At 59.3% G+C, this 14,244-nt stretch carries 10 protein-coding genes; 3 read left to right on the top strand and 7 right to left on the bottom strand.

Annotated features, from left to right (window positions below):
- Window positions 1-227: 227 nt before the first annotated feature.
- Genes SFUM_RS16125 through SFUM_RS16115 form a run of 3 tightly spaced genes read right to left on the bottom strand, consistent with a single transcriptional unit; the run spans window position 228 to window position 5,041 of the window.
- The gene (locus SFUM_RS16125; protein WP_041440746.1) at window positions 228-788 is read right to left on the bottom strand and encodes an MlaC/ttg2D family ABC transporter substrate-binding protein; all 561 of its coding nucleotides are present in this window, start codon (window positions 786-788) and stop codon (window positions 228-230) included.
- Window positions 760-3,585 (bottom strand): MMPL family transporter, encoded by a 2,826-nt coding sequence (locus tag SFUM_RS16120; protein WP_041440743.1) that lies wholly within the window; start codon window positions 3,583-3,585, stop codon window positions 760-762. Before SFUM_RS16120 ends, SFUM_RS16125 begins: the two co-directional genes overlap by 29 nt.
- Before the next feature lie 58 nt (window positions 3,586-3,643).
- Window positions 3,644-5,041, bottom strand: coding sequence for a TolC family protein (locus tag SFUM_RS16115; RefSeq protein WP_011699914.1), 1,398 nt, complete (start codon window positions 5,039-5,041; stop codon window positions 3,644-3,646).
- Window positions 5,042-5,388: 347 nt separating this feature from the next.
- Between SFUM_RS16115 and SFUM_RS21975 the strand changes: the two genes are divergently transcribed.
- Window positions 5,389-6,270 carry a ChbG/HpnK family deacetylase gene (locus tag SFUM_RS21975; RefSeq protein WP_011699913.1) on the top strand — a complete coding sequence of 294 codons (882 nt, stop codon included), beginning with the start codon at window positions 5,389-5,391 and terminating at the stop codon, window positions 6,268-6,270.
- Window positions 6,267-7,271 carry a glycosyltransferase family 2 protein gene (locus SFUM_RS16105; protein ID WP_011699912.1) on the top strand — a complete coding sequence of 335 codons (1,005 nt, stop codon included), beginning with the start codon at window positions 6,267-6,269 and terminating at the stop codon, window positions 7,269-7,271. Before SFUM_RS21975 ends, SFUM_RS16105 begins: the two co-directional genes overlap by 4 nt.
- A 99-nt stretch (window positions 7,272-7,370) precedes the next feature.
- On the opposite strand, the gene SFUM_RS16100 is transcribed toward SFUM_RS16105, so the two are convergent.
- Window positions 7,371-7,712 (bottom strand): lipid-A-disaccharide synthase N-terminal domain-containing protein, encoded by a 342-nt coding sequence (locus tag SFUM_RS16100; protein ID WP_011699911.1) that lies wholly within the window; start codon window positions 7,710-7,712, stop codon window positions 7,371-7,373.
- A gap of 578 nt (window positions 7,713-8,290) precedes the next feature.
- Between SFUM_RS16100 and SFUM_RS16095 the strand changes: the two genes are divergently transcribed.
- Window positions 8,291-10,492 (top strand): hybrid sensor histidine kinase/response regulator, encoded by a 2,202-nt coding sequence (locus tag SFUM_RS16095; protein WP_011699910.1) that lies wholly within the window; start codon window positions 8,291-8,293, stop codon window positions 10,490-10,492.
- Window positions 10,493-10,690: 198 nt separating this feature from the next.
- Here the strand turns inward: SFUM_RS16095 and SFUM_RS16090 are convergent, their stop codons facing one another.
- Genes SFUM_RS16090 through SFUM_RS16080 form a run of 3 tightly spaced genes read right to left on the bottom strand, consistent with a single transcriptional unit; the run spans window position 10,691 to window position 14,205 of the window.
- Entirely contained in the window at window positions 10,691-12,067 is a 1,377-nt protein-coding gene (locus SFUM_RS16090; RefSeq protein ID WP_011699909.1) for a sigma-54-dependent transcriptional regulator, read from the bottom strand.
- A gap of 24 nt (window positions 12,068-12,091) precedes the next feature.
- Window positions 12,092-12,745, bottom strand: coding sequence for a hypothetical protein (locus SFUM_RS16085; protein ID WP_011699908.1), 654 nt, complete (start codon window positions 12,743-12,745; stop codon window positions 12,092-12,094).
- A gap of 2 nt (window positions 12,746-12,747) precedes the next feature.
- Window positions 12,748-14,205 carry a sensor histidine kinase gene (locus SFUM_RS16080; RefSeq protein ID WP_011699907.1) on the bottom strand — a complete coding sequence of 486 codons (1,458 nt, stop codon included), beginning with the start codon at window positions 14,203-14,205 and terminating at the stop codon, window positions 12,748-12,750.
- Window positions 14,206-14,244: the final 39 nt, after the last annotated feature.

Below are 14,244 nucleotides of genomic sequence, written 5' to 3'. Positions count from 1 at the left end.
AGCGGGCGTACGCGAGGCCCGGTGTGATCGCAGGCTCGCAACGGTCAAGGCAATAAGCGGGCGAAAGGCTCGGCCTGATCGTGTGCACGGAGGAACCGCGCCCACCCTGCCGATCCGTGCAGTCGCTTACACGGATCGGCAGGGTGGGCCAGGCGGCAGCGCAATCCACGGCTCTAATGCCCCCGGCCCAGCGCTCGGCGCCATGAAGAACCTTGCTCACGGCTATTTTACGGCTTGGTATCGCCCACAACGGCGTTCTTCTGCACGCGCATCTTGCTCAGCAGATCGCCGATGCCGTTGGCCTGTATCGCGCGCGAGAAGGTTGTGTTGTAGTTTTCCACAATGCTGACGCCGTCGATCACCACATCCCGGATGCCCCATTTATTGCTCTTGAAATCGAGCATATAATCCACGGGGATGTGTTCGTTGGCGCGCATGATGACGGTCCGCACCATCTTGCTTTTGCCTTCCGAGGATTCTCCGCGGTATTCGATGGTTTCCCGCTGCAGAAAGTTCAGCACCATCCGGGTGTAGGAATCCTGGAAGAGCGCAATGAAGAGCCCCTGGAATTCGGAGCGTTGAGCCGCGGACAGTTTGTCCCAGTGGCCCTTGATCGCCTCCCGGGCCATTTCGGAGGACAGGAAATTGTCGCTGATGAGCTTGCGCACCAGCTTCGCCCGCTCCGCGCGATGGGCCTCACCCTGAAGATCGCCCCGGGTCTGGATCTCCATCGCTTTGTCGAGAACCACCTTCACCTGGTCAGTGGCGCTTCCGGTTTGCGCCGACACAGGAAGAGCACTCACGAGTGAGCACAGGCACATCAAGGCAATTTGAAACCATCGTACCATTGTCTTTCTCCTTCTTCAGCGGAATGCCTTCGGGCGGATTCATGCCCGCCAGTATCGCCGGCAATACGAAAATAGCGGTTGCCAGAACACACAGGCTCCCGGACCATGCAACGAAACCGAGGCTGAAAATCCCCTGGTGACGGGAAATCATGAGCGTCCCGAATCCCACCGTGGTGGTGAGCGCGGCCAGGATGACCCCTTTCCCGGTGCTCCAGGGCAGATGTCCGGGCTGCATCCCGCCCTCCCGCCAGCGGGCGATGATGATGATCGCGTACTCGACCCCCGCTCCCACAACCAGGGGCATGAACATACTGTTCGCCAGGTTGAAGTCGACCCCCGCAACGCCCATTATGCCCGCGGTCCAAACCGTTCCGACAACGAGGGGGATGAGCGCGAGCGCGGCGTGCCTGAGGTTCCGGAAAGTCAGAATCAGCAGCAGGAAGATCGCCGCGAGGGCATAGGCGGACGCGAGCATGCATGCCCTCTTGTAGGCCGAAGCGAACAAATGGAGCGAGACCGGATCTCCGACGACGTCCTTTTCGACGCTCATCACATCCTTCACGAATCGGGCGAGGGCTTCCTCTTCCCAGACGGATTGCCTGGGAAAGACGCGGAGCAGATACAGCCCGTCCCTGAGAAACTGGTCCCGGAGCACCTTGGGCGTATCATCGAGGGTCATGGGCCGCGCCGCCGCACCGTCCCTCAGGAAGCTCCAGGTCTCGGTCAGGTCGTCCGTAAACCTGGCCCGATACCCCGCAAGGCGCTGCAAACCTTCCGGGGAAGCGCGCAAAGCGCCGATGATGCCTGCACCCAGGTTCCTGACCGTGGCCATCTGTTCCACCAGGGGCTTGTCGGCCCCCCACTTTTCCGCCTGATCGTCCTGCAGCTTGAACCGTATCCGTTCCAGCGTCTCGATCAAGTCGGAAATGTAGGGGGGATCAGGCTGTGCCCGGGAGGGGCGCATTTCGGGTATCAGGGGCAGCAGGGCCCTCAACAGGGGCAGCTTCTCCTCCTGGTCCTCGGGAAGAATGCCGAATACGGTCTTGACGCTCGCGACCGTCGGCAGAGCTTCGAACCGTTTCGCCTTGGCCGACGTCTCCTCGGGAGATGAGGCGAACGCGGCCGCCGACAGCAACTGATGCTCCGACTGTTCGATCAGCGTCTTTTCCCATACCACGGATTCAGCGTTTGCGGCCTGGAGAAGCAGAGGGTTCAATTCGAAGCGCACTCCCCGCAGCCCCAGGAGACTCAACACGCAAAGCCCTAACGCGGCGGCCAGGACGAGACTCGCCGAACCCCTCCCCAGCCGGATCAGGTCGCGCTCGGCTTGAATACCGGGATCGACCTCCGCTCTCTTGCGACATCCTCCGAAAATAATCATCAAGGCCGGCAGAACGGTAAAACCCGCAAGCAGAATCAGCAAAATGCCCATGCCGGTGATCAGCCCCAATTCCATCAAGCCCGCGAACCCGGTCAACACGAACGGAATGAAGGAAAAAGCCGCGCTCAGCCCGGCCAGAACAATGCCGGGGCCCGACCGGTCCATCACTCTTTCGGTCAGCGCCCGGTTGTCGAGCGCCCCGCCACGCTCCTCTTCCTCAAACCTGGCCATCCAGTGAATTCCGTAGTCGACGCCCAGCCCGCACAGCAGAGGCGCAAAGACGACGGACAAAATATTCAGGTGGCCTATGAAAATCGTAGTCCATCCGAATGTCCAGCAGAGGCCGACGATCAGGGTCGCCACCTCGATGACGGATCTGCGCAGGCTCCGAAGAAACAAGATCAGGAGCACAAACACGCCGAGCAGGGAGAGCCACGTCGCCACGCTCATATCCCCCAGGACCGTCCTCATTTCATCGTTGTTCAGGGCTTCCTGGCCGGTCACACCGGCTTCGACGTCCGGATGGAGCGCTTTCACATCGCGAACATGCCGCCTGAGCGCGCCGAGAGATATCTGAGTGTCACTGAACGCGTCCACGGCCAGCTTCGCCGGAATGGCTATCAAGACCGCGAAGCGCTTGTTCGCCTCCCAGAAATACCCTTCCTGATCGAGATCCCAGGCCTTGCTCTTGAAAAATGAAGACCATGGGGAGGTGTATTTGTCATGGCCGTCGAGATAGCTGGAGAGCCCGCTGAGCGTCTGGATGAGAAAGCCCAGGTCCATGGGCTCTTTGCCCTTGGACCTTTTCGCGGCAGGGTCTTCGTCGAGGAAGCCCGTGAACAGCTCTCCCACCATGCGCGAAGCCATCTCCCGGTTCACCAGCTTCAGGAATCCGAGCAGGTCGGGCTCCGCGGACAACTCCGCGATCATTTTGGAATGTTCTTCAAGGCTTTCCCTGATTTGCAGGAGGTCCTTCCGGTCCAGGTAAAGCAGGGCCCATTTCTTGAACAGGTCGGGGTCCACCCGGTAAAACACGTCTCTGAAGTGCGCGGCGTCTTTTCCGACACGAGCCCCCAGCTCGGAGATGAAGGCGACGGCTTGCCGCGGCGTGGGAGCCTTGATCACGACGGAAAACGTCGCCCGGCCGTCAAAATTGAAAGGTTCCAGTTTCCTGGAAAGGGCAATCAAGGGGTGCTTGGCGGAGATCAGCTCCAGCTGATCCGTTTGGACGTGCAGTTTTGTCGCGGCCAGGAAAAGCGAGGCCGCCGCAGTGACAAGAGCCATTCCCAAAACAAGGCGTGGCCTGGGCAGAACCCAGGCCACCCACGATTGCACGAGCCTTGAGAGCAGGTTCATTTCCGGTGTGGCATCCTGTTCTATTCCGCTTTCAGTTCCACCCGAGCTCCATTCCGACTCACGAACCGCCGGTCCGGTATTCCGCGATCGCATGGCTCAGCCGAGCCAGCGAAACATTGTACTTGTAAAGTGCGGAAAGGTATTCCCCCTGGTTCTTCCCATAACGATCGATCGCATCGAACATGTCCTTGGCCGTTCCCACCCCGACATCAAAACTCGCAAAGGAGGACACGACCCACTTCCTGGCCGCGACCGTGCCTTTCCCGTAGTTCTCGTAAGCCGCCTGGGATTCCACGACCTCCTGGTAATACTTTGCCACTTCCACGGGGATATTGCGTTCGGCGTATTCTTTCGTATGGACCAGTTTCTGGTGCTCGGCCCGGGCCCTCGCCAGCTTACCCTGGCCGATACCCAGGTCGAAATGCCAATTGGCGCCGAGAAATGCCCCGGCTTCAACATGGTTGAATTCGTCATGAAAGTACGAAATGTCCAGTTTTTCCCTGCCAGGCGCGCCCGCAAACGAGCCGACGCCGGCAACGAATATCGACGGATAGAGGTCCGCCCTGGCACCTTCGACCATGGCCTTCCGTGCCTGTATGCCCTTCTTCAGCTGCTCGAATTCCGGTCTTTCCGCCAGGGCCTGCTGGATGTATTCCTCCAGAGAGCCCAACTGCCGAACATTCTTCGGGAGCTCCTTCGTGTCCAGCCTGAAGTCCTCACCGGCCGGATAGTTGATGGCTCTCTTCAGCGCCATGTAGGCCAACTGAGCTCCCGTATCGGCCTTGACCTGAAACTGTTTGATCTCCGCTTCATACGCCTCGAGCCGGTACAGGTCGCTGCGGTCCACGTTCTTCGAACCGGCCTCGAGCAAACGCTCGATGCGCCTGCGGGCGTCCTTGACGAATTCCTCGGCATCCTGCGAGGCCGATTTCCCCTGCGTGGCGACCACCAATCCGTAGTACATTTCCTTGATCGTCAGGATGACCTCGCCTTTCTTCTGTTCCTTGATCGACTTCTGAACCTCGACCCCCAGCGCCGCGGCGTCTCTGCGGTTGGAGATCTTCCCGAAGGTGTACAGGGGCTGAACGAGAAAGAAATCGAGGCTCCCGAATATCCCCACGTCGCCCTCGTCGCGGTCCTCGATGTGGCCGATGTTCGTGACCGGATCGATCCTGACGATCGGTTTCTTCGCATCCTCGGAGGGGGCGCCGATAGCCACCACATCCAATTGCGCCCATTGGCCTCCCCTGGCCTGCGCGAGATCGCCCTGAGCCGCCTTGATGTCCTGATCGGCCTCTTTCAGTTGCGGGCTCGTCTCGAGCGCCATCTGAACGATTTCGTCCAGAGTCAAGACCCGCAGGCCCTCAGCCCGGGCTGCCCCCCCGGCGACGACCATCAATCCGGCAACCAGTACCGGCATCCAATACCGCGCTATTCGCCATCGGATGTCGCTCATACTCTCCCCCCTGCATTGACTGTATGCGACGGCTCCCGCCGGCACCAAAGATACAGTAGATGAGATTGAAAGAAAAGCGGGAATGCTCCCAGCGTATAGGTCGGTGAGCGCGCGCGTCAACTTGACACTTGCCCCCAGTTCTGTTAGCTAGTCACCACCTGAGACGTGGGCATTGCGCTTTGCGGCGTCGCTTCGAGCAGGTCCGGATGCCTGAGGGCCACCGGGCCGCATCGCTTTCAGAGGGGGTTCTGCGCCAGTCTCGACGAGCGGTTGTGGCGGGATGCCGTCGGCAGGCCCGTCGTTCAAGAAACGAGTGGAGCCCGGACTACCGGGATTCGGCAACCGACATGAAATGCATTCTCGTTATCAACGCCGACGACTTCGGCTATACCGGCGGGATCAACGCCACAATCCAATGCTGCGCCGCCGAAGGGGTCCTTCGCAACACGACGCTCATGGCGAACGGTCCCGCCTTCGACGATGCGGTTGCCATTGCCAAAGCGAACCGGTCGCTGAGCGTTGGCGTTCATCTCAACCTCACGGAACTGAAACCGGTCGCGAGTCCGGACAAGGTTCCCACGCTGGTCGATGAAACCGGCGCGATGCAGTCGAGTCCCCGCGGCCTTGCCGCAGCGCTGGTCAGCGGAGCAGTCTCGGCGGGGGACATTCGAAGGGAGCTTCTGGCACAGGTTTCCAAAATCATGGACTGCGGTATCGTGCCGACGCATCTCGACAGTCACAAGCACGTGCACGTTCTTCCCCCGGTTCTGGAAGTCGCGATCGAGATCGCGCGCAGGTATTCCATCCCCTGGATCAGGAACCCCTTCGAAGATGCATCCGCGTGGCGGCTGATCACAGCGGTTGGGAAGAACGACCGCCGCGTGTTCTTGAAGCAGTATGCGGAGGCGAACATCATCAAGCCGTTGCAGCCTGTGTTCAGGCATTTCGTAAGGCGGTCGGGCCTGAGGACTCCGGACGGCTTCCACGGCCTTTCAGTGACCGGCCTCTGGAACGAAAAGGTCCTGAGTCGCCTGGTCGGACGGCTGAAGCCGGGCGTGAACGAATGGATGGTACACCCCGGGGTGGTCGATCAGGCATTGAAGAATGCCCGAACCCGGTTGCTCGGTCAACGGGAAGTGGAACGTGACATCCTGCTCTCACCCGTTTGGGTGAGTCTTTCGGACAGGCATGGATTCAGCGTGAGGGGTTTTGGAGAGGAGCTGTCGTGACAACACCACCTGTGGATACGGATGTTCCCGCGGTCGGACCCGGTCACGGTCCGGACGTTTCCGTGGTGATCCCGCTTCACAACGAAGCGAGTACACTCCGGGAACTTTACCAGCGGGTCAAAGACACCATGGAAAACTTGCCGGGAACCTGGGAAATGGTCTTGGTGAACGACGGCAGCACGGACGCCACGCCCGGGATTCTGGATGAGCTGCACGCGTGCGACTCGAGGGTCGTGGTTGTCCATCTGCGGCGCAACTACGGCCAGACACCCGCCCTCATGGCCGGGTTCGACCACGCTCTGGGCGAATACATCGTCGCCATGGACGGCGATCTGCAGCACGCACCCGAGGAAATCCCGAATTTCCTGGAGAAAATCAACGAGGGCTACGACCTCGTTTCGGGCTGGAGGCTGACCCGATCGGACGCTCTGCTGACGCGCACGATCCCCTCGCGTATCGCCAACTGGTTGATCGCCAAAGTCTCCGGCGTCCAGGTGCACGATTTCGGGACCACGTTCAAGGCGTATCGGCGTGACGTGCTCGCCGACCTCCACCTCTACGGCGAACTGCACCGATTCGTCCCCGCGCTCATCTCCTTGTACGGAGCGCGCATCGTCGAGATTCCCATCAAGGACATGGGGCGCAACGAGGGAAAATCGCACTACGGGCTTTCGAGAACGTTCCGGGTCATGTTCGACCTGGTGACGGTGGGTTTTTTGCGCAGGTACCTGACGAGGCCGCTGCACTTTTTCGGCAAGATGTTCCTTGCGTGTGTCGGCCCGTCTTTCCTGATCGGCACGTTCCTCGCCTACCGCAAGCTCTTCGATGGAATATCCATCATCGAGCATCACGGACCGCTTGCCATCGTGGCTTCCGTGCTGATGCTGGCGGGAGTCCAGTTTCTGGCCATCGGTCTGATCGGCGAAATCCTGGTGCGTATTTACTATGAGACCCAGAACAAGAGAATCTACGCGGTGAAGAGGGTCTGCCGCAGGCCGTAGAAACCGCGTCTCCCCGTTTACGGCCCGTTCCGGCTCGCCATCCTGCGCCCCATGCGGCTCGTTCGAACACCCACGAGGCCCCGGGCGCCTCGGGACGTCTCAGGTGGTGCCGGACTCCGCTTCTTTCTTTTTTCGCCCGCGTTCCCGGTAGATGAGGTAGATGTTCCTGCCGTAGACCACCAGACCGCTCGCCTGGCCCAGAATGAACACCGGGTCCCGGCGAATCACGGCATAGATCAACAACAGCCCCCCGCCGGCCACGCTCAGATACCAGAAAGCCATCGGGACCACGCTCCGGCCCTGCCTTTCACTCACGATCCACTGCACCAGGAACCGCGCCGAAAAGAGGCCCTGTGCAACGAATCCCAGAAAAAGTATTCCCGTCTCCGCCGACATGAATTCCTGGGGAAACAGCTTCAGGGCAACCAATCCTTTTTCCATGGTAATCCTCGGTCTGTTCGAACGGAATGCTTCACTGCAGCCGCTTCCCAACGCCGCAAAGCGGCTCGAATGCGGCCGAATTCCCGAGCTCGGCCGATCCGGTCCCAGAACTTTTCCTCCTCATGCGTGCAAAGCGCGACCGGCTCCACCAATCCCGACATCGCCGGCAAGCCCCTCCCTCGCGCAAGGGCGACAAGGCTCCCGTCCATCTTTGATCGCGAATGCCGACACCAGGCTTTCCCCGCTCATGCGTGCAAAGCGGAGGCACCCCTCACGGCAGCCACGGCATTCACAAGCTTTCCCGGCGCAAAGGCGTATCACCGGTAAATACTGCGGAGGTCTGCTTGATGCAACTCTATTGTCAGAGGCGGCAAATCACGCCATAGCGGTAAACGAATTCGGATTGAAAATCAACTCGGCTTTTAAGATGAGATCAGCCTTTCAACCGGAAAGAACGTCAGATTGATTCTTTTTAATTGAAAAACCACCCTGACTAGCCTTAATTATAGAGGAATTTGGCCGATGGGGGAGCAATCTGTGCAGGCGGGGTCTGGACAGTTAGCGGCAGGGACTCATTTATGAACGCCATCTTCATTATGGCATTCGTCCTGGCATCTTGTCTAACAGGAGCTTATTTTCTGCACAAACCGATTCGAATATTAAATCGCGATAAGGTCCTCTACCTGTTCGGGGTCGCCGCCCTGCTGCTTGGATTGAGGCTTTTCCAAGTGCTCTGGGAACGGGGTCCGGGACAACCTCGTTTCTCCGATCCGATTTTCGGCTGGAATGAACCCGTTTTTCTTTCCGCCGCAATCATGGTATTAGTGGTTTGCGCGCTGCTCGTGCCGATTGTGATCCGCCGCGGGGAGGAACGGAAATCGGCCGGGAAGGGCGCGGAGGAAACGGAGCGGCTTCTGGCGGCGGTGCTTTCCGCATCCCCCGTCGGTTTCTGCCTGCTCAAGGAAGACATCATCCAATGGGTGAATCAGGCTCTGTGCGACATACTCGGCCGCGGTGCCGAGGAACTCGAAGGCCGCAGCATCGCCGGGCTTTATGCTGAAGAGGGCGAGCACGAGCGGGTGAAGACGCAACTGCTCAACGGGTGCACCTCTTCGGAGGGCGCCGGGGCAGCCGCGTGTTGGATTCGCGGGAACGGCTCCACGCTGCATTGTCTTCTGCAGGCCGCTCCCACGGGCATGAGCACCCTCGATGGAAAACGTGTCCTGGCCGTGATGGACACGTCGGAATTGAAACGAAAGGAAGAGGCTTTACTCGAAAGCGAGGAACGCTACCGCAGATTTTTCGAGGAAGACCTCGCTGCGGCGTACGTTTCGACCCCGGACGGCCGGTTGTTGTCCTGCAATCCGGCATTTGTTAGAATATTCGGTTTTCCATCGGTTGAGGCGGCGATCACCAGTGACCTCAACTTTCTCCAGCCGGCGTCCGATTCCGAAGCTGGTGTTGTCGAACTCATCAGGAAACGGAAGAAGATCGAGAATTATCGATGTGAGCTCAACCGTTGCGACGGGAAGAGAGTGCACGTCGTGATGAACGCCGTGGGGACGTTCACTCGGCAAGGCGAGTTGACTCTCCTCAAAGGCTACCTGCTGGATGTGACGGATCAGAAGAACCTCGAAGAACAATTGCGCCAAGCCCAGAAGATGGAAGCCGTGGGGCGGCTTGCAGGAGGGATCGCGCACGATTTCAACAATCTGCTCACGGCCATTACCGGCTACGCCGATACGTTGGAATCAAACCTCAAAGGGGAAGACGCTTTGAGAAAGAATGCGGAAGAAATCAGAAGGGCTGCGGAAAGGGCCGCCGCCTTGACGAGCCAGCTCCTGGCCTTCAGCCGCAAGCAGGTTCTGAGGCCGAGAGTACTGGACCTTCGTGACGTTGTCGCACGCATGGAGGAAATGCTTCGCCGTCTGATCGGGGAAAACATCGCGCTTTGCACGGCTGTCGACGAGGGACTCTGGCGCGTGAAAGCCGACCAGGGACAGATTGAACAGGTCATCATGAACCTGGTCGTGAATGCCCGGGATGCCATGCCCCAGGGAGGCCGGCTGCTGATCGAAGCCCGCAACGTCGAGCTCGACGGCAGCTACGTCAGCAGACACATGGCCGTGAACCCCGGTTCTTACGTGCTGCTCGCCGTGAGCGACGACGGCATGGGCATGAGCAGTGAAACCATTTCTCACCTGTTCGAGCCCTTTTATACCACCAAGGAACAGGGAAAGGGAACGGGGCTGGGACTGGCAACGGTTTACGGAATCGTGACTCAGAGCGGCGGGCACATCTGGGTGTACAGTGAACCGGGAGAAGGCACGACATTCAAAATCTATCTGCCCCGGGTGGAAGGCGAGGTCGAAGAAGTGCTGCCGGCCCGGCAGGAAGCTATTCCGGTCGAAGGCAGCGAGACTATCCTGCTGGTGGAAGACGATGATCTGGTGAGGAACATGATCTGTGAAACCTTGAAACAGAATGGCTACACCATGCTCAACGCCGCCAGTGGAGATGAAGCGCTGAACCTGTGCGGCGATCACGAGGGGGTGATCGATCTGCTGGTCACCGATGTGGTCATGCCCGGAATGAACGGGCGGGAACTGGCTGAACGGTTGTCGACCGCATACCCGCGTCTGAAAACGCTTTTCATCTCGGGCTACACCGACCACGGCATCGTGCACAACGGCATTCTCGACCCGGAGACCGATTTTCTGCAAAAACCCTTCAAGTTGGATGCGCTGGCAAGGAAAATCCGTCAGATCATGGACAGCTGATTTCCCGGAAGCGCGACACTCCCGGCCGCACTCTCACTCCCCTGTCGGATACGACGTTCAAGACCGCGTTAAAGTGTCCTGTCGAACCAAACCAAATATCAAATGCAGAAGTATCAAGGCTCATCGGGAACCCCGCGATCTCGGCGGGTCGATCGCGGGCAGGCTTGCGGACGTGCCCGGTCACGGGAGGCTTTCGAATCAATCCGTTTCTTCCGCGCTCGCCCGTTTTCCGCTCGATTCGATTCCGTATTTCTTGATTTTGTAATTGATCGCCCTGCGGCTGATGCCCAGCAGTTGAGCGGCATCCTTCTGGACCCAGCCGGCCTGCTGGAGAGCCCGCACAATGGCGTTGCGTTCGCTTTCTTCCAGGGAGAGCGAATCGCCGACGGATACGTGCGGCTTCAGGGGCGCATGCGGCAGCCCTGACAAGTGCAGATCGCTGGGACGCAAGACGCTCTCGCGGCAAAGGACGGCTCCGGCTTCCAAGGCGTTCTTCAGCTCCCGGACATTTCCGGGCCACGGGTATTCGGAGAGCCATCGAATCGTTTCCTGGGGGAGCCTCACGGGGGGCAGATTCTGACTCTCACAAAAAGACTGAAGAAAGTGCTGAGCCAGCAGCGGAATATCCTCCCGCCTTTCCCGGAGCGGCGGAATTCTGAGCGTGACGACTCGGAGCCGGTAGTACAGATCTTCTCTGAAATTGCCGGCCTCGACGTCCTCGGGCAGGTCCACGTTGGTGGCCGCGATCACACGGCAGTTCACCGGTATTTCGCGCAGATCGCCGATGCGCCGAATCTTGCGGTCTTCCAGGAAACGCAGCAGCCGGACCTGCATTTCGGGTGAAATGTTGCCGATCTCATCCAGAAAAAGCGTGCCCCGCTCCGCCGCTTCGATCAGTCCCTTTTTGTCTCTGATGGCGTGAGTGAACGCTCCCCGCACATGGCCGAAAAGCTCGCTTTCCAGAAGCCCCGTCGGCGTGGAGCCGCAATCGACCACGACAAACGGGAACAGTCGCCTCGGGCCTTTCTGGTGAATCAGGCGGGCCACGCGTTCCTTGCCCACCCCGCTCTCGCCCAGAATCAGCACGTTCACGTCACTGGGGGCAATGCGCTCCACCAGGTCCTGGAGCTCTCTCATGGAGGCGCTTTTACCGCCCCAGAACTCGTGTTTCGGGGAAATCGTCTCCTGGGCAGGCAGATGGGGGACGGGTTTTCGCAGAATCTCCTTGACCTTCAGGACCAGGTCGCGGCCGTCGAAAGGCTTCGTGAGATAGTCGACCGCTCCGGCCTTCACGGCTTTCACGGCATCGGAGATCGTGCCGTAGGCCGTCAGAAAGATAACCGGAAGCCCGGCATGAAAGGTCTGTATCTCGTGGAAAAGGTCCATTCCTCCCATCCCCGGCATTCGTACATCGGTGATCACGAGATCCACGGCACCGGCTTTGAGGAGATCGAGCGCTTCCTGTCCGCTGGTCGCCTTGAGCACCCGGAAATCCATCGAAGACAGACGTGCCTCAATGACCTCCAGGATGTGCAAATCGTCATCCACCACGAGGATGGTCCGCTTGGTCTGCAAAATCCTCTCCGCATCCGGGTTCCCTCACGGGGAGGAAACCTCTTGCTTTTTCTCCTGAAACTTGAGGTGTATCTCTTCCAGGGAGTTGATCTGATGTTTGAGCCGGCGGTTTTCCTTTTCCTTGGCTTCAAGCTTCGCTTTCAATTGCTCCACTTCTTTTTCCTTGCCCTGGAAAAGGCTTTTGTACGGAGGCACGTTGTTCGCCGTCGCCTCCTGGGAGGACAAAGCCTTGTTCCTGGCGCTCTCGGCGACGATCCGACTGGTCAGCCGCTCCAGAAAAAGCGTGAGCAGAAGCGGATCTTCGGCTTCCGGCGCAGTCTGAGCCCGCCTGCTCCAGAATTCCCAGAAAGACATCGCCTCACCGTACTCTTCCGGTGTCCTCGCAAGCATGAATCGCGTCACAGCCTGCCCGAAAAGGGCCTTGCGGCTGACGGATTCGGTCTTGGCGTGTTCGTTGAGCTCCTCGAATATCACCAACGCCCGGGCATAATCCCCCTCCCGGAAAGCGGAGACTCCATCAGCCCACGTCCCGGGTTCGACCTGCTGCGCGGGCCGGGCCTGCCCCCGCAACGTCACCGTCGGGTGCACGCTGCACGCCACATGACCGCACAAGACCATGCAAACCAGCAGCGGGACCCTCCAGCCAACCAGAATCCCCAAAGGAAAACGAACGCTCATGGTCATGCCTCATCCACCGCGGGAAGAGTGAAGGAAAAGGTACACCCTTCTCCCGTTCGACTGCTCACCCAGACTCTTCCGCCGTGAGCCTCCACAATATGCTTGGAAATGCTGAGTCCCAAACCGACACCGTCCACCTCGTCCCTGACCCCCGAAGCCCGATAATACTTGTGAAAAACCAGGGTCAGTTCCTCGTCCGGTATCCCCGGGCCGCTGTCCGATACGGAAAACGTCAGGTTGGAGCCACTCTTAGCAGGATCGAACTCTGCCTTTACCACAACATCCGTGCCCGGTGGGGAAAATTTGATGGCATTCCCCAACAAATTGAGAAGCACCTGCTGCAGGTTTTCCGGATCGCCCATAGCCCGGGGAATTCCAGGGGCGATTTCGGTCCGGATGCTGATCCCCTTCGCCTCCGCGGCGGGGGTGACCCTGTGGATGCTCCCCGCCACGAACTCGGCGGCATCGAGGGGCCGCGGCCGGATGGACACGGCACCCGCCTCGAGCCTGGACACCTGCATGAGATGGTTCAGCAGGGAGGTTATCCTTTGTATTTCATCGCTGGCGATCTGCAGGAACCGCCTCTGCCGCTCGTTGATTTCCCCCACCACCTCTTCGACGATCAAATTGACGGACTCCCTGATCGAGGTCAGCGGCGTCCTTATTTCGTGGCTCAGCATGGAGATGAAATCCGACCTCATGCGCTCTTCTTCGGCCAGCCGGGCGGCCATCTCGTTGAATGCCCCCGCAAGCTCTCCGAATTCGTCCTTGGTCAGGATGCGGATCGGTTCGATGGACCCTTCCCTGGTTATGGAACGAATGCCCCGGCGCAATTCCTGGAGCGGCTTGTTCATGTAATGCCCGAGGTAGATGCTGCCGAGAAGGCCGGCGAGCACCGACACGCCGAGGCCGATGAACCCGGCCTGGAGCGCCATGCGGCCCGTCTGGCTGAGGACCCGCATCTCCGATTCGATTTCCTGTTCGTTCGCGGCCCTGGCCTTGGATATCTTCCGGATCCACTCGTTGATGACCTCCTCGGCAAGCCAGGGAGTCTTCGCCCCTTCACCTTCCACCGGTTCGCTTCCGGTCGCGGCAAAGTGAATCTGGTAGTTCCGGAAGAGGTCGTCCCAGGGGTCGCCTTGCTTGCCCCATCCGGAGCTTATGCGCAGGATCTCGACCAGATTCCCCTCGTACTCCTTTTGCGCCGAGAAAAAGAACTCCTTGTAGTCCTCCTTCTTGAGTAAGTCGTACTTGCGTTCGTTTTCCGCCATCCAGAGCAGGCTGTCGATCATCTTCTTGGATGCCGCGGCGATCCTGTAGTTCCTGTTCACGACCGTTTCGGATATCTGCATGATTTGGCGCATGTGGACAAAAAGGATGACGATGGTTCCATAGAAAATCGTGGCGAGCGCGAAATACCAGAAGAATAGCTTGATAATGATTCCGAACTTTATTTTCATCCCGTCCCTGCCTTCACCTGCGGCACCGAACAGAAGGGA

The sequence above is a fragment of the Syntrophobacter fumaroxidans MPOB genome (genome assembly GCF_000014965.1).
In the GTDB taxonomy this organism is placed as follows: Bacteria; Desulfobacterota; Syntrophobacteria; order Syntrophobacterales; family Syntrophobacteraceae; genus Syntrophobacter; species Syntrophobacter fumaroxidans.
The sequence above is the reverse complement of the archived record's forward strand: the minus strand, read 5'-3'. Positions and strand labels throughout refer to the sequence as shown.